This window comes from Mesorhizobium sp. WSM3862 (assembly GCF_002294985.1).
In the GTDB taxonomy this organism is placed as follows: domain Bacteria; phylum Pseudomonadota; class Alphaproteobacteria; order Rhizobiales; family Rhizobiaceae; genus Mesorhizobium.
Genome location: NZ_NSGE01000009.1, coordinates 22,396 through 42,111, shown reverse-complemented (window position 1 = coordinate 42,111; position 19,716 = coordinate 22,396). Strand labels below are relative to the sequence as shown.

At 63.4% G+C, this 19,716-nt stretch carries 17 protein-coding genes and 2 pseudogenes; 7 read left to right on the top strand and 12 right to left on the bottom strand.

The window, feature by feature from the left end; genetic code table 11:
• Positions 1–70: 70 nt before the first annotated feature.
• Positions 71–958: a MurR/RpiR family transcriptional regulator gene (locus CK224_RS24175; RefSeq protein WP_095783495.1), complete on the bottom strand. Its 888-nt coding sequence runs from the start codon at positions 956–958 to the stop codon at positions 71–73.
• A 305-nt stretch (positions 959–1,263) separates the two neighbouring features.
• Between CK224_RS24175 and CK224_RS24170 the strand changes: the two are divergent.
• Together CK224_RS24170 and CK224_RS24160 are read left to right on the top strand one after the other, a co-directional pair.
• Positions 1,264–2,447: pseudogene (locus tag CK224_RS24170) on the top strand (Gfo/Idh/MocA family oxidoreductase).
• 627 nt (positions 2,448–3,074) lie between these two features.
• Positions 3,075–3,509: a hypothetical protein gene (locus CK224_RS24160; RefSeq protein ID WP_067003930.1), complete on the top strand. Its 435-nt coding sequence runs from the start codon at positions 3,075–3,077 to the stop codon at positions 3,507–3,509.
• Between the two features lie 231 nt (positions 3,510–3,740).
• Here CK224_RS24160 and CK224_RS24155 read toward each other — a convergent pair.
• From CK224_RS24155 to CK224_RS24125, 7 genes and pseudogenes are all read right to left on the bottom strand, one after another.
• Positions 3,741–4,930, bottom strand: a pseudogene (locus CK224_RS24155) (NADH-quinone oxidoreductase subunit D).
• A gap of 70 nt (positions 4,931–5,000) precedes the next feature.
• Positions 5,001–5,381: a hypothetical protein gene (locus CK224_RS24150; RefSeq protein ID WP_245426190.1), complete on the bottom strand. Its 381-nt coding sequence runs from the start codon at positions 5,379–5,381 to the stop codon at positions 5,001–5,003.
• Positions 5,382–5,507: 126 nt separating this feature from the next.
• Positions 5,508–7,115 (bottom strand): FGGY-family carbohydrate kinase, encoded by a 1,608-nt coding sequence (locus CK224_RS24145; RefSeq protein WP_095783494.1) that lies wholly within the window; start codon positions 7,113–7,115, stop codon positions 5,508–5,510.
• 197 nt (positions 7,116–7,312) lie between these two features.
• Positions 7,313–8,197 carry an AraC family transcriptional regulator gene (locus CK224_RS24140; protein WP_067003926.1) on the bottom strand — a complete coding sequence of 295 codons (885 nt, stop codon included), beginning with the start codon at positions 8,195–8,197 and terminating at the stop codon, positions 7,313–7,315.
• A 171-nt stretch (positions 8,198–8,368) separates the two neighbouring features.
• Entirely contained in the window at positions 8,369–9,319 is a 951-nt protein-coding gene (locus CK224_RS24135; protein WP_164746842.1) for an ABC transporter permease, read from the bottom strand.
• 17 nt (positions 9,320–9,336) lie between these two features.
• Positions 9,337–10,857, bottom strand: a complete 1,521-nt coding sequence (locus CK224_RS24130) for a sugar ABC transporter ATP-binding protein (RefSeq protein ID WP_095783493.1) — start codon at positions 10,855–10,857, stop codon at positions 9,337–9,339.
• Between the two features lie 74 nt (positions 10,858–10,931).
• Positions 10,932–12,044: a sugar ABC transporter substrate-binding protein gene (locus CK224_RS24125; RefSeq protein WP_095783492.1), complete on the bottom strand. Its 1,113-nt coding sequence runs from the start codon at positions 12,042–12,044 to the stop codon at positions 10,932–10,934.
• 357 nt (positions 12,045–12,401) lie between these two features.
• Here CK224_RS24125 and CK224_RS24120 point away from each other — a divergent pair, with 357 nt between their 5' ends.
• The 4 genes from CK224_RS24120 to CK224_RS24105 all read left to right on the top strand — a co-directional run bounded on the left by CK224_RS24120 (position 12,402) and on the right by CK224_RS24105 (position 16,451).
• Complete coding sequence (locus tag CK224_RS24120) at positions 12,402–13,583, top strand: SGNH/GDSL hydrolase family protein (RefSeq protein WP_176478010.1); 1,182 nt, start codon at positions 12,402–12,404, stop codon at positions 13,581–13,583.
• Between the two features lie 549 nt (positions 13,584–14,132).
• Entirely contained in the window at positions 14,133–14,609 is a 477-nt protein-coding gene (locus CK224_RS24115) for a hypothetical protein (protein ID WP_067318776.1), read from the top strand.
• A gap of 73 nt (positions 14,610–14,682) precedes the next feature.
• Positions 14,683–15,966, top strand: a complete 1,284-nt coding sequence (locus CK224_RS24110) for an SDR family oxidoreductase (protein WP_095783490.1) — start codon at positions 14,683–14,685, stop codon at positions 15,964–15,966.
• On the top strand, positions 15,966–16,451 hold the full coding sequence (locus CK224_RS24105) for a DUF2269 family protein (RefSeq protein ID WP_095783489.1): 486 nt from the start codon (positions 15,966–15,968) through the stop codon (positions 16,449–16,451). Before CK224_RS24110 ends, CK224_RS24105 begins: the two co-directional genes overlap by 1 nt.
• A gap of 83 nt (positions 16,452–16,534) precedes the next feature.
• On the opposite strand, the gene CK224_RS24100 is transcribed toward CK224_RS24105, so the two are convergent.
• The 4 genes from CK224_RS24100 to CK224_RS24085 form a co-directional block, all read right to left on the bottom strand.
• Complete coding sequence (locus tag CK224_RS24100) at positions 16,535–16,840, bottom strand: hypothetical protein (RefSeq protein WP_095783488.1); 306 nt, start codon at positions 16,838–16,840, stop codon at positions 16,535–16,537.
• Positions 16,841–16,859: 19 nt separating this feature from the next.
• Entirely contained in the window at positions 16,860–17,783 is a 924-nt protein-coding gene (locus CK224_RS24095) for an NAD(P)/FAD-dependent oxidoreductase (RefSeq protein WP_245426173.1), read from the bottom strand.
• Between the two features lie 640 nt (positions 17,784–18,423).
• On the bottom strand, positions 18,424–18,780 hold the full coding sequence (locus tag CK224_RS30915; protein WP_141245867.1) for a hypothetical protein: 357 nt from the start codon (positions 18,778–18,780) through the stop codon (positions 18,424–18,426).
• A gap of 97 nt (positions 18,781–18,877) precedes the next feature.
• Positions 18,878–19,450: an MgtC/SapB family protein gene (locus CK224_RS24085; RefSeq protein ID WP_348628409.1), complete on the bottom strand. Its 573-nt coding sequence runs from the start codon at positions 19,448–19,450 to the stop codon at positions 18,878–18,880.
• A gap of 50 nt (positions 19,451–19,500) precedes the next feature.
• Here CK224_RS24085 and CK224_RS31505 point away from each other — a divergent pair, with 50 nt between their 5' ends.
• Positions 19,501–19,668: a hypothetical protein gene (locus CK224_RS31505; protein WP_164746634.1), complete on the top strand. Its 168-nt coding sequence runs from the start codon at positions 19,501–19,503 to the stop codon at positions 19,666–19,668.
• The last annotated feature ends 48 nt before the right edge of the window (positions 19,669–19,716 follow it).

The following is a 19,716-nucleotide window of genomic DNA, read 5'->3' as shown; positions in this document are numbered from 1 at the left end:
CCTCCTCCCGGAACAAAGTTTCTATTTTCTCGAATATGGAACAGCAGTTCCTTGCAGTCAACTGCGCCGATCAGCCTGTCCGCCGCGCGACGACGCCGTGGACCAAAGCCATGCCGACGGCGAGCGAAGCGGCGAGCGAGCGGAAGCCTGCGAAGTCCTGTTCCACCACTTCCAGCCAGGTGTCGGAGAGTTTCACCAGCGGTGAGAAGGTGCTGTCGGTGATGGCGACGATGCGTGCTCCGCGATCATGCGCGAGGGCGACCAGGTCTGGGGTGATCGAGTTGTAAGGGCTGAAGGAAACGGCGAGCACCGCGTCGCGCTGGCTTATGCAGCCGAGTTGATCGAGCGCGGTCGAGCCGACATTGTCGACCAAGACGTTGCGCACGCCCTGTTGCGACAGCGTCAGCGACAGATAGGTGGTGACCGGGAAAGCGCGCTTGCTGCCGATCACATAGATCAGCTCGGCTCCCGCCAGCAGGTCGGCCATCTTTTCGAAGCTGTCGGTGTCGAAGCCATTGCCGATGCGGTTGAGCGAAGCCTGCGAGGCGCCGACCATGCCGTTGAGGAAATGCAAGTCGGCGTGGGGTTCGGCTGCTGCCGGTTCCTTGTTGTCGCGCGTGCGTCCTTCCGGCCAGGAGCCTTTCAAATGGTCCTTGAACAGGCCCTGGAAGTCGGAAAAGCCGGCATAGCCGAAGATCTGCGCGAAGCGTACCAGCGTCGAGGGCTGCACGCCTGCCTGCGCCGCCACCTGAGCGATGGTGCCGAGCGCAACGTCGCTCGGATGCTGCCATAGGAAGATGGCGACTTGGCGCATCCTTTTCGGGAAATGCACCGTGCCGGAAGAGAGCACCGCGCGCAGCTCCTCATAGGTTTGTGGTTTCGTGTAGCCAAGTGCCGCCAGCGAACGGCCGCGTTTACGGGGAACGCTCTCGCCGGGTGAGGTTCGTGCGCCGCTCATAAGATGGGCCGGATTTGAGCTGTTGTACGTGAGGCGACCCGAACTTGCGGTGAAGATCGCGAGTCGCCGACGGTTGGAAAAAGGGGAGAATTCAAAACTTGAAGCGATTGTCTTGCTTCCATCGCCTCGACAAGCCGGCGGGTAGCCATGCGACCCTTCACCATCCGAACCCTCCTCCACCGGTCTCGCACAAGGCTAGTGCGGCACGATCGTTTTACAAAACAAAAATTTGGAAAGGCTGTTCGAAATTGGCGAGGCGCCTCCTATAGTCCCTGTGCTGGACGGCATCCGGGAGGACCCGAACCATGGTCTACGCAACCGCTGACGGAACCTTACGCAAGCGCCTGACGGTCGGCATGGTCGGCGGCGGTCGCAACGCCTTCATCGGCGCGGTTCATCGGTTGGCCATGCGGCTCGACGACCAGATCCTGCTGGTGGCGGGTGCGCTGTCCTCGGATGCCGAAAACGCCGCGGCATCGGCCGCCGAGATCGGCATCGCGCCGGAGCGCAGCTATGACGACTACCATGCGATGGCAAAGGCCGAAGCGGCGCGGACGGGCGGCATCGAGGCGGTGGTCATCGTCACGCCCAACCATCTGCATGCGCCGATCGCCACTGCTTTCCTGGAAGCCGGCATCGACGTCATCTGCGACAAGCCGCTGTCGACGACGCTTGCCGAAGCTGAGGCGTTGGTGGCGCTCACCAAGGCGAAGAAGCGCCGCTTCCTCGTCACATTGAACAACACCGGTTACGCCATGGCGCGGCAGGCGCGCGAAATGGTGGCAGCGGGCGAACTCGGCCGCATCCTGTCCGTGCACGGTGCCTACATCCAGGACTGGCTGACGCAGCCGATCGACGCGCAAGCCCAGAAGCAGGCCGAATGGCGCACCGACCCTGCGCGCGCCGGGCAATCGGCGGTGCTTGCCGACTTCGGCGTGCACGCCTTCAACCTGGCGAGCTTCATCTCCGGCTTCGAGGCTGACGCCGTATCGGCGGACCTTTTCACCGCCGTGCCAGGTCGTCGCCTCGACGACAACGCGCATGTCCTGGTGCGCTGGACCGGCGGGGCGCGCGGCACCATCCTCGCCAGCCAGACTTCGCCCGGCCACTGCAACGATCTTTCGGTGCGCATCTATGGCGACCGGCCGGGCTCGAATGGTCGGGCACGCCGCCAGAGGAACTGCGCTTCGCGCCGTATGGGGAGGAGGTCCGCACGCTGGTGCGCGGCGGCCACGGCTCGACGGCGGAAGCCCGGCGCGTCTCGCGCATGCCGGCGGCGCATCCCGAGGGTTATATCGAGGCCTTCGCCAATTTCTACCGCGATGCCGCCGACATCATCCGCGCGCATCGAGCGGGCGCTGCGGTCGATGTTGCGCGCGCGGCGCAGGTGCCGGACGTCATCGACGGCGCTCGTGGTGTGAAGTTCCTGGCGGCGGCAGTGGAGTCGAACGCGGCTGGAGGAGCCTGGACGCCGGCGCGGTTTGAATAGACGCCGGCTTGGTGCTTTAGATCGTTCAATCCGCTTTACAATGCGCGGCGGCGCGACCGGCCGACGTGTCGCGAATCAGTCGAGCGCCCGAGGTCGGCCTCATCGATGACGTCCCGCACCGATATGGCCTCGTGGCCCTGCACCGAGCGCACCCGAGTGCTTGGGAGGCACGTCGTTCTCATCCGGATTGGGAACGGGTTCCTCGTCCGGCAGCCTCTCCGGATCCGGTTCGCGCATCGGTTTTGGGTCGGGAAACGGCGGCGGCGTGGGGACCGGCGTTGGCGTCGGGTCGGGAGTGGGGAGAATAGCCATAAGGTGGTCCCTCGTTGCGCTGGCGGAGCAGTCCGCGAGATGCGGTTTGGGCAACCGGTATCTGCCCGACCAGAACATGATGGGTAGAGCCGCCTCATCCGACGCTTCATCGACACCTGATCACCGGCGGCTGACGCATGGCAGAACGGCCTCGACCGGGGATGGTTCCACAGCCATCCCGCCGCGTTTCGGCGGGGTCGAACACGAATGACGATCAAATGATTTCCCGTCGCCCATTTCGCCCTTGCCGGCGCCATGCAGCGCCTTAGTTCCGTTTGCGGGGCGGGTGATCATCTGCCGACATAGGAGGCGGCCTTGAAGCACCAAACCGTAGACCAACTCAATGCCGTTGCCGACGTTCATGCTGAAGCAGCGGTTCTCATCGCCAGTCGTGGCCAACGCCTCGAGCGCTGGGCGCAACTTCTCGAGCAGGATCCCGGCCGGCGCCTTATGGCGCTTGCGGGCACCGAATACGCCACACCCGACGTGCGCGAAAAGATGCGTTCCACCGGATCGCCGATTACCGTCGCCTTCGAAGACCCGATCTTTCGTGCTCAGGGCCTGAAGGACGACACCTACGGCGAAGCAAAGCGCTTCTTCGAACTCAGCGACTGGCAACTGCACGAGGTCGTCTGCCATTGCCATGTCGGCGCCAATCTGCCGGCACGCTGGGCGGCGTCCCGCGTTCGCGCGGCCATCTCTCCAGGCTCGGGCATTCTTGCCTGGCTGAGATCGGTGTTCATGCACTAAGACGACTGCCGCGGTTCGAAGAACCGCGGCAGGTTCAATCCTTATCGGAGACGGAGGGGAGTTGTTTGTTGTCCCCAGCCGTCGGTAGCTAGAGCGATTCACTGTTTTGCGAGAACGTCGAACCGCTCTATCTTTTTGCTTTCGCTCATTCGGCTGTTGATGCAATTCCCCGCGCGAAGTTTGGGACTGTGTCTGGAATTGCTCTTAGGGCTGCCCGCGCCGCGCCTCCGCTCAGCGATCGATCTCTCCGAACACGATATCCAGCGATCCGATGATGGCCGCGACATCGGCGATCATGTGCCCGCGCGACAGGAAGTCCATCGCCTGAAGGTGGGCGAAAGACGGCGCACGTATCTTGCAGCGGTACGGAACATTGCTGCCGTCAGAGACAAGATAGACGCCGAATTCGCCTTTGGGCGCCTCCACCGCGGCGTAGACCTCGCCCTGCGGCACATGAAGCCCTTCGGTGTACAGCTTGAAATGGTGGATCGTCGCCTCCATGGAACGCTTCATGATGGCGCGCGGCGGCGGCGTGATCTTCTGGTTCGGTACGGCGACCGGGCCGTGCCCGTCGGGCAAGCGCAGCTTCTCCAGACATTGCCTCATGATCCTAACCGACTGCCGCATCTCCTCCATGCGCACGAGATAGCGGTCGTAGCAGTCGCCGTGCTTGCCGACCGGAATGTCGAAATCCATTTCGGGATAGCATTCATAGGGTTGCGCCTTGCGCAGATCCCAGGCCGCGCCCGAGCCGCGCACCATCGGGCCGGAGAAACCCCATGCCCAAGCATCGTCCTGTCCGATCACACCGACGTCGACATTGCGCTGCTTGAAGATACGGTTTTCGGTCAGGAGTTCATCGAGATTGCTCAATGTTCCCAGGAAGGGATCACAGAAATTGCAGATGTCGTCGAGCAACTCTCCCGGCAGATCCTGATGCACGCCGCCGATCCTGAAATAGTTGGCATGCATGCGCGCGCCCGACGCGCGCTCATAAAAGACCATCAGCTTCTCCCGCTCGGCGAAGCCCCAGAGCGGCGGCGTCAGCGCGCCAATATCCATCGCCTGCGTGGTGACGTTGAGCAGGTGCGACAACAGCCGGCCGATCTCGCAAAACAGGACGCGGATAAGCTGTCCGCGCCGGGGAACCGATATTTCGAGCAGCTTCTCGGCGGCGAGGCAGAAGGCATGCTCCTGGTTCATCGGCGCCACATAGTCGAGCCGGTCGAAATAGGGCAGGGCCTGCAGATGTTCTTGTATTCGATCAGCTTCTCGGTGCCGCGGTGGAGTAGGCCGATATGCGGATCGGCGCGGTCGACGATCTCGCCGTCGAGTTCCAGCACCAGCCTGAGCACGCCATGCGCCGAGGGGTGCTGCGGTCCGAAGTTGAGCGTGAAGTTGCGAATTGCGGTTTCGGCCATGGCGGCCTCTTCGCGGACTCTCGTTTTGTTTGGCCGCTGCAGTCGGGTCAACCGCCCGCGGCGGCGCCGATCATGTCGTGGTCTGGATGATCAGCGTCAGCGTGCCGTCGCCATCCATGTTGGCGGCGACGACCTGCGAGGAATTCAGCCCGTTCGCATGCAGCACCGATACCGCCTCGGGCGAGGCATCGATCGATTTCTGCAGCCTGGCCAGGTCCGTGGCGGTTGTCCTGGTGACCACGGCTTCGGCCTGGACCTTGATCTCTGCGGGCAGGTCCTCCATCGCCACCACCACGACGTTGGTAACGGTTTGGCCGGAACTTCCCGGATCGGGTTGCACCCGGTCGAGCCGACGTTGTTCAGCCGGGGGCAGAACCTGGGGCGGTTGCGGATCGGCGTGTTGAGCCGAGACCGGCTGCGCCAGGGCAAGGGTCGAAAGAGCGAGCATCATCGTCAATGTCCGCATCGTCTTTCCTTCCATGTATCGAAGTCTGACGACACAACCCCTCCGCCCGGCGATGGTTCCGGCCCAAGAGGGCAAGTGACGGTGAATGTTGGCGGGCGACGGCTGGATATCTCACACAGCCAAAACTGACAGCGCAGCAGCCTGCAGGCGTTCGAACGCGGCAAAGCGCCTGTCGTGGCAGGCAGCGAGCGCCGCGTTCGGCGAATAGACCTCGCCCACCTCCGACATCGCCGCCATGGCCGCGGGAAGGTCGGAGTGGCGCCCGGCGGCGACCGCGCCGAGCATCGCTGAGCCGAGCAGCACCGGCTCGGGGGACGTTGGCGCGTAGACCACCTTGCCGGTGGAGTCGGCGATGAGCTGCCGCACGAGCGGGCTCTGCCCTGCGCCGCCGCTGATGGCGATGGTGTCGATCTTGATGCCGCGGCCACGCATGGCCGCCAGGATCTGGCGGGCGCCATAGCCGAGGCCGCAGAGGCCGGCGACATAGAGCGCGACGAGACTGTCGGCTCCGGTCGCCATGTCCAAGCCGGCGATCAGTCCGCGCGCGTCGGGATTGGCCAAGGGGGCACGATTGCCTAGAAATTCGGGAACGACATGCAAGCCGCCGACCAGTCTGTCCGCCTTCGCCGCACCGCCATGCCGCTCCGCCTCCTGCGCCAGCCACTGGCTGAGGTTCTGGCCGCCTCGCGCCGCGATCCCGGCCAGCTCGACGGCGGCGGGGTGCATGCCGACCAGGCGATCGATGGCGGCGCCCGCGGCCGACTGGCCGCCTTCGTTCAGCCACAGCCCCGGCACCATGGCGGAGAAATAAGGCCCCCACACGCCCGGCACGAAAGCCGCCTGCTCGGTCGTCGTCATGGTGCAGGCCGAGGTGCCGAAGACATAGGCCATGCGCGTGGTCACATCGCCGGCGCCGCCGCGCGCGCCGACCGAGCCGATGCCGCCGGCATGGGCATCGATCATGCCGGCGGCGACCGGCGTTCCGGGCAAAAGGCCAAGCTCGGCCGCCGCCTCGCTCGTCAAGCCGTTGGGGAGCGCGCTCCCCGGCGCCACGACCTCGGTGCCGATCCGGGCAAATTCCTCATCCGCGAGCGCGCCGAGCCCGACCTTGCGAAAATAGCCATCATCCCAGCGTGCCTCATGCGCGAGATAGGTCCATTTGCAAGTCACCGTGCAGGTCGAGCGCGCCAGGCTGCCGGTGGCGCGCCAGGTGAGGAAATCGGCGAGATCCATGAACTGCCATGCCGCGGCGAAGGTCCGCGGCATGTTCTCGGCGAGCCATAAGAGCTTCGGGGTTTCCATCTCGGGCGAGATTGTGCCGCCGACATAGCGCAGCACATCCTCGCCGGTGCCGTTGATCCTGCGCGCCTGCTCGGTGGCGCGGTGGTCCATCCAGACGATGATGTTGCGCTCGCGATCCCCTGACGGGCTGACCGTCAGCGGCTCGCCACCCGGCCCTAGAACGACAAGCGAGCAGGTGGCGTCGAAGCCGATGCCATGCACCGACTGCGCCGAGATGCCGGCAAGCGACACCGCCTCGCGGACGGTCGTAGCAACGGCGCGCCAGATGTCATTGCTCGATTGCTCGACGATATGGCCCTCGGCATGCCAGGTGGCGATGTCGGCCTTGGCGGACGCAAGCATGGCGCCCGCTTCGTCGAAGACGCCCGCGCGGGCACTGCCGGTGCCGATGTCGATGCCGATGAAATGACTGCTCATGACTTCAGATCCTTCGCCCGATCCGTTCGGTTGCTATAGGTCATTGCTTTGCCGCAGGATGACAAGGTCGCGGACGGTGATGTCACCTTCGTTCCCTATCGGTGTTGCCGTTCCGGCTAGCGGCCCAGGCAAAGCTTTGCCTTGCCGCGCACGTTTGCCCATGCCAATTCGACGCCGCTGCTTGTCGTGCCGGCTGGCTAGGCCGCTTTCGCCAGGTTGATGTTGTGCAGTGTCAGCCGCCGGAAATGCGAGGGCGTCATGCCCTTTTCGGCGAGAAACTGCCGGTTGAAGTTGGAAAGGGTGTTGTAGCCGACCTCGAAGCAGATGCTGGTGATCGAAGCCTGCTCGTCGCTCATCAGCATCTGGCAGGCCAGGTTGATGCGCAGCCGCTTCACATACTGAACCAGCGTCATACCGGTGTGCTGGCGGAAGGAGCGGGAGAACACACTGGGCGACTGGCCGGCGATGGCGGCCAGGTCCGTCTCGCTGAAGGGCTGGGTCAGGTTCTCGCGCAGATAGGCAAGCGCCTTGTTGATGCCGGCCGACATATAGCCCGACGGATCGGGCAGGTAGCTCGCGCTGGCCAGCATGCGCGCGCCTTCGGCGCGGCTGAGCAGACCCATTATCATCATGAACAGCTCGATGCGGCGCACGCCTTGCGAATTCATGATCTCTTCCATCAGCGGGCCAAGCTGCTTGCTGGTCTGGCGGCTGAACAGCACGCCGCGGCGCGAGGCTTCGAGCACCGGCGTCAGCGCCGCGAGCTCGGGGAAGGTGTTGATTGCGCCGTCGATAAAGCCCTCATTGAACTGAATGATGCGGCAGCGGAGCGGCACCGTCGCGTCCTTCGGCACATCGCTCACCCAGTTGTGCGGCAGGTTGGGGCCGGTCAGCACCAGATTGCCCGGCTCGAACTCGCCGATGAAGTCGCCGACGAAATAGCGGCCGCGGGTGGCGACGATGAGATGCAGTTCGTATTCCGGATGGAAATGCCAGCGCACCGTGCGGAACGGGTAACCGTGCGACCAGGCAGTGAAAGACTCGCCCGGCCTGATCTGCACAACTTCAAGATCGGGTTTCATCGCTGCTCCTCCCGTATTGAAGCCAAGGCGCGTCCCCTCTACGACGCGCCGTCCGGTTTCGGCCTCATGTCAGCCAAGCTATCGAGCCGACAAGATCTTCGCCACCATGTTCGCGCCACTCCATTGGTACTTTTTTGACTATTCTGAGCCTCCACGGCGCTGAGCGGCGCCTCAAACGACGCCGCGTTCCTCGCTCCTTATGCGGAAGGCATCGACGGCGATCGCAAGCAGGATCATCGCGCCGCCGATCATCTGAATGTAATAGGCCGAGACGTTGATGAGCTGCAGGCCGGTCTGGATGACGGTGATGAGCAGCGTGCCGCCGAGCATGCCGATGACGCGGCCGCGCCCGCCGAACAGCGAGACGCCGCCGATGACGGGTGCTGCCACGGCATAGAGCAGCGTCGTGCTGCCGACGGTCACGCTGACGCCGCCGAGATAGGAGGTGTAGAGGAAGCCGGCCACTCCAGCGAGGAAGCCGGAAGCGCTGAAGGCGCCAAGCCTCGCGCGCTTGACGTTGATGCCTGCGGCATTCGCCGCCCGGCGGTTGCCGCCGGTGGCATAGAGGTTGCGACCCCAGGCCGAATAAGCAAGCACGACATGCGCCAGGAGATAGGCGACGAAGAGGGCGATCGGCATTACCGGCCAGCTGCCGATGGTGGCGCTGCCTATGTAGCTGTAGCCTTCATCGGTCACCACCATGGTGCGGGCCTGGGTGGCGCCGAGCACCGCGCCTTGCAGAAAAAGCCCCATGGCCAGCGTCGCGATCAGCGAATTCATGCGCAAATAGGCGACGAAGTAGCCGTTGAGCAGACCGACGAGCACCCCGGCAACGATGGTGATGAGCACGGCCAGCGTCCAGTGGACGCCGAACTGCTGCATGGCATAGGCGCCGATCATGCTCGAGAAGACCAGATTGCCGACCACCGAGAGATCGATCTCGCCGATCAGAAGCGTGAAGGAGACCGCAAGCACCAGCACGCCCAGCGTGGTCGCCTGCACCAGCACGTTCTGCAGATTGCCTTCCGAAAGGAAGAAGGGATTGAGGAAGCCGGCGAGGATGCTGAACACGATGATCAGGATCCAGACCACATTGTCGAGAAGGAATTTCTTGCTGGTCATGTCCGATACTGCCCCTGTCATCGCGCCGCTCTCGCTTCGGCGATCGCATCGATGGTGATCTCGGCGCCGCGCAGCATCCGCGCGATCCGACCCTTGGAGAAGATCACCACGCGGTCGACGAGGCGCTGCATCTCTTCCGGGTCCTGCGCGAGCAGAAGCACGCTAACGCCCTTCTTCGTCGCATCGTCGATCAGGCGGTGGATCTGCTCCTTGGCGGCGACATCGACGCCGACGGTCGGTTCGTCGAGCAGAAGCAATCTCGGCTTGCGTTCCAGCAGCCGGCCAAGCAGCACCTTCTGCTGGTTGCCGCCAGACAACTCGCCGATCTCCTGGGCGCCGCTGCCCATGACGATCTCCATGGCGCCGCGCGCCTCGCGCATGCGGCGGTTCATGCCGGCGCCGCTCACCAGCCAGCCGAGCGATAGCGGCCAATTGCCGAGGTTGAGGTTCTCGGTCACCGACATCGAGCCGACCAGGCCTTCGCCGATGCGGTCATGGGTGAGGTAGGCAATGCCCGAGCCGAGGCTCTGCCCCGGCGAGCCGAGACGCGCTTCCCGGCCATCGATCAGGACGGCACCGGCCTCGATGGGCAGCAGGCCGCCCAGCGCCCGCATCAATTCCTGCGGCCCTTCGCCGAGCAGGCCGACGAGGCCGACGATCTCGCCGTGGCCGATCGCAAGATCGACCGGGCCGCCGCCGGAAAAGGATAGCCCGCTGAGCTCGATGGCCGCGCCATGATCCTTGCGGGCGCGGTGGAATTCGGCGACGTCGGCGCCGGTGATGACGCGCGCCATGGCCTCGGCCGAAAGCTCCGCCGCTTTGCCGCTGGCGGTCACCTTGCCGTCGCGCAGCACCGTGTATTCCGAACAGAGCTGGCGCACCTCGTCGTTGTGGTGCGAAATGTAGATGAAAGACGTGCCGCGTTGGGTGAGGCTCTCGACCCATTCCAGCAGATGCAGCCGCTCGGCCGCCGCAAGGCCTGCGGTCGGCTCGTCGAGGATGATCAGCGAGGCTTCGGCCGCGACCGCCTTGATGATGGCGAGCCTGCGCCTGTCGCTGGCGCCGAGGTCGCCGGCGCGCCGCCTCGGGTCGACCGGCATGCCATGGCTTTCGAGCTGGCGCGCCGCCAGGCGGCGGAGCGCGGGCCAGTCGGTCAGGCCGTAGCGTCTCGGCAGATCCGGCAGCAGAAGGTTCTCGCCGATCGAAAGGTCTTCGAAGATCTCCGAATGCTGCGACAGAAGGTGGAGTCCGCGCTTCTTGCGCGCCGTCAACGGCAGGGCCGACACGTCTTCGCCGTTGAGCAGGATCGAGCCGGTGTCGAGGCGCAACAGCCCGGCGATGATGTTGGATAGCGTCGATTTGCCGGCGCCGTTCTTGCCGAGCAGGCCATGGATCGCGCCGCGCGACACGCTCAGCGAGACGCCGTCCAACACCGCAAGCGGGCCGAAGCGCTTGAAGATGTTGTCGACGGTAAGAACAGCGTTGGCGCCGTCCTGCGCAAGACTATCGGGCATGATCGTGCCGTCGGGGATGACCATTGGGATAACCGCCAATCTCGAAATGAGGTGAGAACGCGATGGGCGCGTTCTCACCCGCCTCGTCGGCTGCGATCTCAGCCGGCGTTCTGCTGCATCTTCCACACCTGGGTCACGACATTGGCCCAGTGGCGCGGGTCGTCGGCATTTTCCTTGGTGAGGAAGTAGGGCGGGATGGTGAGCAGCGGGCCGGACGGGCTGTCGGCGATCGTGCCCTTCTCCCAAAAATACTTCTTGTTTTCGTAAGGTCCGGTCGGAACCGGCTTGCCCTTCAGCGTGTACTCTTCCAACAGGTCGACGACGATCTCGACATAGGCGATCGGGTCCTGTGCGATGTCGGCGTCGATCTCACCCGCCTTCACCCATTCCAGCGCATTCGGCGAGGCATCGATGCTGGTCAGGATGATGTGCTTCTCATGGCCGACCGGAAACAGCCGTTTCTGCGTTTCGAGTGCCTTGCGGGCATCAACGACGAAGATGTCGGTCGGCATGTGGATGGCGTCGAGGTCCGGCCGCTCGCGCAGCGTCGCCGAGACCACGGCGAGCGCCTGCTCATGCTGGTTGTTCTGCGGCCGCGAGATGATCTCGATGTCGGGATATTTGCTCTTAAGCGTGTCCTCGAAACCGTCTTTGCGGTCGCGCAGCGCCACGGCGGTCAGCGAGCCGTAATTGTTGAGCACGCTGCCCTTCGGCGAGCCGTGCTTCTTGGTGAGCAGCTCCGCGGTCTTCTCTGCCGCCATGACGCCCGACTGCTTGTTGTCGAAGGTCACCGAAGCGGCTACCTCTCCGCCGGTAAGCACGGTGTCGACCATGCCGAGCGGCACGCCGAGCGACTTCGCCTTCTTGCTCAGTGGGATGAGCAGCTCCGAATCCAGCGCGTCGGAAATGAGGTAGCGCGGCTTCTGCAAGAGCAGGCTGTTCCAGTCGTTGACCTGCGCGTTGGCATCGCCATTGGCGTCCTTGCCGACGAATTCCAGGCCGAGGCCCTCGACCTTGCGCTTCAGCGCCTCCTGCAGCACGACGAAGAAGAAGAAGCCGAGATAGCCGGTCTCCCAGGCCACAACCTTGGAGGCCGTGCCTTGCGCCGCGGCGCGCTCGCCGCCCGCCAGCAACAGGCCGCCGGCAGTGGCTGCCGCGCCCTGCAAAAGCGCGCGGCGGTTCAATGTTAAGCTCTTGGTCTCGCAACCCATGTCTCGCTCCCTGAAATGGTTGGAATCTTTGCCGGTAGAGCTTTCCACCAAGCCGCCCGGCGGGGCACTCAGCCCCAAACATCCCCCGGAACGTTTCCTCCCCCGGACGATCTGATCAGGCTAGGCGCGCGCTATCCGGCCAGCCACCACGTTCCGGGGCGGGTGTTAGTACTTTTTTGATTCCGCTAGTGAAAGCCGAGGCCGCGATTACGACTGCGCTACAACATGCTCGACCTCCGGCGCGTTGCATTCGGAGTCAAAAATCTATGTGTCGCGGAAAGCGCAACCGGTAGCTCGCGCCGCAAGCCGCGGCTATCTGTGTGAGGGCCGCGCGTCGAAACCGAAGGGATGGAGAGAATGGAGCACTGGATCGGAACCTGGAGCGCAAGCCCGATGAACGTCTGGCCGGGAGACGCCGTGCTCTATGGCTTCCACCGGCAGACGGTACGCCAGGTGGTGCGCGTCAGCACCGGCGGTGAGAGGTTGCGATTGAGGCTGTCCAACGAATATGGCGCCTCGCCGATTCGGATCGGCGCCGCGACCGTCGCGCTTGCCGCGAAAGACGGCGCGGTCGACGCCGGCGGCATCCGGCAGGTGACGTTCGGCGGCGAACGGCAGACCGATCTGGCGCCCGGCGCGCCGCTTCTCGGCGATGTTGTGGACCTATCGGTTGCCGATCTCGGGCAGATCGCGATCAGCCTCTATTTCCCCGATTTCGCGCCGATCGAGACCTATCACTACGAGGCGCAGCAGACCGCCTACATTTCCGAAATCGGCGACTTCGCCGACGCAGCCGAACTGCCGGTCCAGCAGACCTCGACCAGCCGCTATTTCCTCAGCGCCGTGCTGGTCGAGAGCGGGCCGGGTAGCGGCTCTCTGGTTTGTCTCGGCGATTCCATCACCGACGGCTTCGGCTCGACCGTCGACGGCAATGCGCGCTGGCCGGACCGGCTGGCGGAGCGGTTTGCGAAAAGCGGCCGGCTGTCAGGCATCGGCGTCCTAAACCAGGGGATCGGCGGCAACCGCGTGCTTGCCAGCCGCGCCCGCGGCGCCAACGCGCTCGCCCGCTTCGACCGCGACGTTCTGGGTTTTCCCAACGTCCGGTGGGTCTCGGTGCTGGAAGGCATCAACGACATCGGCTGGCCGGAAACCATGCTTGCCGGCCGTCAGGAGGCCGTCGCCGTCGAAAGCCTGATCGCGGCTTACCGGCAATTGATCGCACGCGCCCGCCTCAACGGCATCAAGGTGCTGCTTGGCACGCTGCCGCCCTTCGGTGGCGCCTTCGGAGGCCAGCCGCTCAGAACCTTCTACTCTCCTACCAAGGAGCGCGACCGCGAGGCGGTGAACGCCTGGATCAGGACATCGGGCGAAGCCGATGCCGTCGTCGATTTCGAGCGCGCGCTGGCCGATCCCGCCAGCCCGTCGAGGCTTCTCGCCGCCTTCGATTGCGGCGACGGCCTGCATCCGTCCGACGACGGCTATGCCGAGATGGCCAGGCTGTTCGAGGAAGCTTTCGAGAGCTTGCTTCGCGGCCAATAGGATTACCTGGAATCTGCGAGTGGCGGCTGCTGCCCGCGCCGGCGCCTTCTGGATGTTGGCGGCGCCGCCCATGTCACCATTCTTGGTGCGACCCGCCCCGGTCGTGCTCCAATATCGGCGCCCGTCGTCGGGTGCAATTCGGCAAAAACACGCATGGCCAACCTCAGAACAGGACGACGAGCACTTAGCATAATGGACCTGACAGAAGAGCTCAGCTGTCCAGGAACAAACTGCAAGTCTTTCCGGTTTGGTGACCGAGCCGATTGCGGTCACGAAAATGGTTGGACATAGAAGACATAATAATGAGCAGGTTGCGCAGCTACTGAGGCGCCAGTTTTCCAGTGAGATAATGAGGCGCCATCTGCGTGCACTTCCGCTGTTTCGGACCGAGAGGTGGCTCCCTGACCGGATTGCCGGGTTGATGGAGGTTTTAAAGCGAAGTGAGGGTCGAGGACGACGGCGTTGATTCTTGCTTCTGGCCTGAAGCGTCGACGTCAGGCTGGACGCAAAGGTCGTCTTTCGATCCCAATGGAGAAGAGATGGTGAGCAATGCGGCCGCTCGATAAGGCGTTGCTTGGGGCTGTGGCAGGCGTCGCGGCGACCATGGCGATGACAGCAACGATGAGGCGCCTGCACGCAGTCCTGCCCGACGACGAGCGCTATCCGCTTCCGCCTCGCGAGATCGTCGACCGCACTTTTCCAGCTGTTGACGAGCGCGAAGCACGTTCAAGAACACTGCTTGCGCATTTCGGGTTTGGCGGTCTCACCGGTGCTTTGTTTGCCCTGCTGCCCACCACTCGAGGGAGCGGGATCGCCTATGGTTTATGCATCTGGGCGCTGAGCTATCTCGGTTGGATTCCCGCCGCCCGCATTTTGACCCCGGCGCACCGTCACCCCATCAGGAGAAACATGCTGATGATTGCAGCTCATGTCGTTTGGGGCCTGACGCTTTCGAGATCACTGAGAGAAATGGAACGCGCCGCCATCGAGGCGTTCGACCAGCAAGCCGAGAGGAGAAGCCGGTGACCGGGCGGCGCGTTCTGCGGAACGATCCGACCCTTCGGCCCGCCGCGCTGTCTTGTCCGGCGGGACATCGGCAATGAAGGTTCTCGTAACGGGATCGAACGGTCTCATCGGCACAGCGGTGTGCGCGCGTTTGGTCGCGTCAGGGCACGAGGTCGTGCGGGCCTCACGACGCCGATCAAGCCGGGCCGGGGAGGCGGGAACGGTCGCCATCGATATGGCGAAGGCGCTCGCCCCCGAGAACTGGGGCAGTGCTCTTCAAGGCGTTGACGTGGTGGTGAATTGTGCCGGTGTTCTGCAGGACAGCGCCAGCGAAAATACGACAGGGGTTCATGCATTGGGCGCAGCGGCGCTGTTTCGTGCCTGCCAGCAAGCCGGAGTGCGCCGGGTCATCCACTTTTCCGCTATCGGCGTCGATCGTGAGCAACCCTCGGCCTTCTCCGCCAGCAAATATGCCGGCGAGGAGGCCTTGATGACGCTCGACTTGGATTGGGTCGTGCTGAGACCCTCCGTCGTTCTGGGCCGCCCCGTTTTTGGAGCGAGCGCCCTGTTTCGCGGCCTTGCCGCGCTTCCTCTGCTGCCCTCCATGCCCGGCTCCGGCCGTCTGCAGGTGGTTCAACTTGAGGACGTGGTCGAAACGGTGGCGTTTTTCCTCAGCCCTGACAGCCCGTCACGGATCGCTCTCGACCTTGCTGGTCCGAGCGCCTTCGCCATGGAGGAGGTAGTCGCGCATTACCGCAGGTGGCTTGGATGGGACGAGGCTCGCGTCCTGGCTCTCCCGAGATGGGCGGCGCGTCTACTTTATCGGCTGGATGACGCCGTCAGTGTGCTGGGATGGCGCCCTCCCATGCGCACCAACGCCGCCCTTGAGATCAGCCGGGGAGCAACGGGTGATCCCGGACCCTGGAAGGCGACAACCGGGATCGAGCCGCGAGGTCTCCCGACAGCACTCGCCGCAAACCCAGCCACGGTGCAGGACAGATGGTTTGCCGGCCTTTACTTCATCAAACCCGCGATCTTCACGGTGCTGCCGTTCTTCTGGATCATGACCGGAATCATATCCCTGACAACCGGATGGCAGAGCGGTGTCCAACTCCTGATCGGTACCGCTGTGAGCGCGCTGGCGGCGCCGCTGGTCATCGCCGGCGCGCTGGCCGACCTGGTCATCGGCGTTCTCATCGCGCTTCGCAAAACCGCGCGCGTTGGGCTCTGGGGAGCGATCGGCGTATGCGTTTTTTATGCATTGGCCGGCACGCTCCTGCGGCCCGATCTGTGGAACGAGCCGCTCGGCCCGCTGATGAAGATCCTGCCGATCGTTCTTCTGCACTTCGTCGCATTGGCGATCCTGGAGGAGCGCTGATGCTCTACTTCGGTCTCAAATACCTCCATATCGTGGGCGCGGCGGTTCTGCTGGGGACGGGCGCTGGCATCGCCTTCTTCATGCTGCTTGCACACCGGACCGGCAACCCGGCTACCGTGGCCGCGGTCGCGCGCATTGTCGTGATTGCCGATTTCCTGTTCACGGCAACGGCAGTTGTGGCGCAACCGATCACCGGCGTCGCGCTTGCCTGGCTCGTCGGCTATTCGCTCTGGGACGGCTGGATCGCGCTGTCGATCCTTCTCTACGTCGTGACCGGTGTTTTTTGGCTTCCCGTGGTCTGGATGCAGATGGAGATGCGCGATCTTGCCCTGGCGGCGGCGAAAGCCGGCCAGTTGCTTCCGCCGCGCTATCACCGGCTTTTCCGGCTCTGGTTCGTCTTCGGCTTTCCGGCCTTCGGCGCGGTCGCCGCTATCTTATGGCTGATGATCACCCGCCCGGCCATCGAATGGTTCGGGACCGGCTGATGCCGACGGGCCGAGCGAACTCATCTGAGCTACGCCGGGAGGAGAGGCGCCGGCTCTGATTTCCCGTGCATGGACAAGAACGACTACACCAGCGCGATCGGCATGTAGCGGATAACCACCTTCTCCTGTCGAAACCACCGCTCGAGTGCGATCCGGCGTTCACGCCAGTCGATGAGATCGACCTCGTTGGCCATGACTTCGAAGATCACAATCTTGTCGGCGTTGGACTCGGCACCCTTTTTCCACAAACCGTCGGCAGGCGCCTGAAGGTAAGCAGTAACGCCTTCGAAGCGACTCGCCAGTTCTTTCTTCACGCGGTCGAAATCTTCTTGAGCGAAAGGCTGGCCGTTGTTGTCCGAGCAGGGGAGCAGGATCTGAACAAGATGCATCACAACTCACCGGTGAAAACTAGCACTTGGTATCGTGAAGATAGTTATGCATGTCGGTGGCTGCGATCGAGGCGTGGCCGAATGCGACAGCAATCTGATTGATTTCGTTGACCACATCGCCAGCGGCATACAGGCCTGGCACGACCGTGCGCTGATGCGCATCCACGACAAGATTTCCAAGCTCGTCGCATGTCGCCCCGAGATCTAGGCCAAGTTGCGACCTTATCGTGCATCCCATGGCGGGATAGACGGTATCGAATGAGGATGCTGTTCCGTTGGAGAGTTGAATGGTGGCCTGCTCTCCCGAGGGTCGTAGCGAATGAGGGATGCAGGGCTCGAGCTGGATTCCAGCTTCGTGGATCAGTCGGCCGGCATCTGCATCAATTTCACTCGAAGCATCGGTCGTCAGTACGGTGACGTCGCGAGTGTAGGTCCGCATGAACAATGCCTTCTTCACCGCCTCTTCCGCCGGGCCCAGGACTGCGACGCGCTTATCGATCACCTCATAGCCGTCACAGATCGGACAGAGGCGCAAGGTGCCGGCTCTGATCATATCGTCTGCCGAAGGCGTCTCTGGAAGCTTATCGACAATGCCAGTAGCCAGGAGCGCCGCGCGGGAACGAATGGCTGTCGAACCGATCGCAATAAAATCCGTTCCGTCGCGGCCAATCTCGTGGATTATATCGTGCCTAAGATCGGCTCCGCTCTGCAAAGCCTGCTGCCGCAGCCGATTCAGCAGTTCGGCGCCGGCTATGCCGTCGGGGAAGCCGGGACAGTTGCGGGTAATCGGAATGAGCTTCGCGCGGCTTTGACCGCAATCGACAACGACGACCCGGCGGCGAAAGCGCCCCAGATACGTCGCTGCTGCCAAGCCGGCCGGACCGCCACCGATAACCAAGCAGTCAATTCGTTCCCACTGACAGACGCTATCGTCTTCGATCACCAAAGAACTCCCGGGAGGTGATGCAGAGCTATTGCAAGCGGCTCGTGCCCGGCAAACGAACTTGTCTGTTGGTGACTAAGACCAAGGGCGTGCGCGACTGCTTCCCGGTTCTCATAAGAATGAGGCCGACACAGATGTCGCTCGTGAGGATGGCCTCGTTTCCTTCCGAACGGACAGAAACGAGGGCGCAAAATCCGGCCTCGACCGCGTGCACCGGTTAGCGCGGGATTAGTTGTTTCGTCGTAGGCGGCCATCTGCCCCAACCGCGCCCTTGCCTGTTGGTTCCGCCGTGCATTCGCGTTGCGCGCCGATCCGTTGTCTCGCCAGACGCTGACGACGTTCGGCTGCCTTCACATCCCGCAGGCCGCCGTTCTCGCAACGTGCGGACCGGACGGTGCAAAAGTTCGCTTTTGTGGATCAAGGTAGCCCGGCCTGCCGGGCGGGGTTGGGGGCTTGACATACAGGCCGGGCCCTTACCCCGCGCAGCGGGGCAGAGTTCCATTATGCGCCGCGCTTGCGGCGACCGACATTAACATTTTCTAAGACTTGAAAAGCCCGTCGCAGCTAATGAGCGTAAGCGACGGGCTTTGTGCTGCCGAGACGGCTACGTCCCAACGGGAACGACCGCTCCCATAACAAGTCATGGCCGCGCAATCAGTTCCAATCTTGGACAGCCCACCCGAGGAACGTCACGACAACAGCGACGTTCCGGTAAATGGCAATCGACGATGATATCGAAATGGCCAGGCGGCATGTTCACGAAGGCGAGCGGCACCTTCGCCGTCAGCACGAGTTGGTTGCCGACCTCAGCGATCAGGGATTGCCGACCGATGACGCCCTGCGCTTCCTCCAGCTGCTTGAAGACATGCAGGCGATGCATCGGCAGCACTTGTCGCGGCTGCTGCGCAGAGCCGAAAATGGCTAGGAGGATTCCTGCCTTGTCGGGCCGGACCATGGGTGTCTGCACTTGATCTGGTGACAGGTCATGATCTGCCATGAGTGCGCCGGCCGAGACGATCGGAATCTGCAATTCAGCAAAACACTGTAACGCCGACAAGCGCAGGGACTGGACGCCCTGCCTCCAAATGCTCCGACTATTGCTCGTCCTTTGGGGCAACCTGCACCAGCTGCAAAAGCCCTAGCACGATCAGCGCCAAGACTGTGCCAAGAATTGCGATCTGCCAGAACCCGAGACCCACTGCCAATCCAATGGCACCGGCCAGCCACATTCCCGCGCCGGTCGTCAGCCCCTGAACCTCCCCTTTGGAGAAGAATATTAGCCCTGCAGCCAGGAATGCGACGCCGGCAGTTGTGGCTTCGATCAGGCGGATGGGGTCAATGGCTATCTCCTGCCCATCGAAGACGGGGAGATGGGTGATTTCGATGGCCAGGATGGCGATCAAGGCGGCTGCCAGACAGATCAGGATATGCGTCCTCAGCCCGGCCGGCCGGTTACGCCATTCGCGCTCCATGCCGACGAGTGAGCCAAGAACCGCAGCCAGCAAAAGCCTGGCTGAAATTACGGAAAATGGCAGCCAGGTTTGCTGCCCGAAACGTTCAACAAGCTCATCCATGAGCGCCAGAACGTATCTGTGGGCTGCCCGGTTCCTTCCGCAGGACGCCGGGATGTCCTTGCAATGCATATCGCCGGCAAAGCGCCGGAACATTCGAGCTCAGCCCACGTTGGGTTCTGTTCGACCGACAGGGACACACCTCAATGGAACCCAAATCATCGCGCGATCTGCCCGGTCCTAAGCCCCGCAAGGACAAGGAACGGGAAAACCAAAAAGCTGCCGCGAAAACGCCTGACAAGACCAACGATTGGGACCGGAACCAGGTGCATGGCGAAGGCGAGAGCATCGGGATCGACAAGGACGAACCATAGGCCGATCCACACCTCAGAGCGGCGCAATCTGAGCCGCCCACGATGCGG

What these genes read in the sequence shown, in the direction of transcription:
- CK224_RS24105 (WP_095783489.1), top strand. Translation starts at nt 15,966, where the DNA reads ATGCTCTACTTCGGTCTCAAATACCTCCATATCGTGGGCGCGGCGGTT.
- CK224_RS24140 (WP_067003926.1), bottom strand. Translation starts at nt 8,197, where the DNA reads ATGAAACCCGATCTTGAAGTTGTGCAGATCAGGCCGGGCGAGTCTTTC.
- CK224_RS30915 (WP_141245867.1), bottom strand. Translation starts at nt 18,780, where the DNA reads ATGGCAGATCATGACCTGTCACCAGATCAAGTGCAGACACCCATGGTC.
- CK224_RS24110 (WP_095783490.1), top strand. Translation starts at nt 14,683, where the DNA reads ATGAAGGTTCTCGTAACGGGATCGAACGGTCTCATCGGCACAGCGGTG.
- CK224_RS24135 (WP_164746842.1), bottom strand. Translation starts at nt 9,319, where the DNA reads ATGACCAGCAAGAAATTCCTTCTCGACAATGTGGTCTGGATCCTGATC.
- CK224_RS24130 (WP_095783493.1), bottom strand. Translation starts at nt 10,857, where the DNA reads ATGGTCATCCCCGACGGCACGATCATGCCCGATAGTCTTGCGCAGGAC.
- CK224_RS24115 (WP_067318776.1), top strand. Translation starts at nt 14,133, where the DNA reads ATGCGGCCGCTCGATAAGGCGTTGCTTGGGGCTGTGGCAGGCGTCGCG.
- CK224_RS24100 (WP_095783488.1), bottom strand. Translation starts at nt 16,840, where the DNA reads ATGCATCTTGTTCAGATCCTGCTCCCCTGCTCGGACAACAACGGCCAG.
- CK224_RS24120 (WP_176478010.1), top strand. Translation starts at nt 12,402, where the DNA reads ATGGAGCACTGGATCGGAACCTGGAGCGCAAGCCCGATGAACGTCTGG.
- CK224_RS24150 (WP_245426190.1), bottom strand. Translation starts at nt 5,381, where the DNA reads ATGATGCTCGCTCTTTCGACCCTTGCCCTGGCGCAGCCGGTCTCGGCT.
- CK224_RS31505 (WP_164746634.1), top strand. Translation starts at nt 19,501, where the DNA reads ATGGAACCCAAATCATCGCGCGATCTGCCCGGTCCTAAGCCCCGCAAG.
- CK224_RS24085 (WP_348628409.1), bottom strand. Translation starts at nt 19,450, where the DNA reads ATGTTCCGGCGCTTTGCCGGCGATATGCATTGCAAGGACATCCCGGCG.
- CK224_RS24175 (WP_095783495.1), bottom strand. Translation starts at nt 958, where the DNA reads ATGAGCGGCGCACGAACCTCACCCGGCGAGAGCGTTCCCCGTAAACGC.
- CK224_RS24145 (WP_095783494.1), bottom strand. Translation starts at nt 7,115, where the DNA reads ATGAGCAGTCATTTCATCGGCATCGACATCGGCACCGGCAGTGCCCGC.
- CK224_RS24125 (WP_095783492.1), bottom strand. Translation starts at nt 12,044, where the DNA reads ATGGGTTGCGAGACCAAGAGCTTAACATTGAACCGCCGCGCGCTTTTG.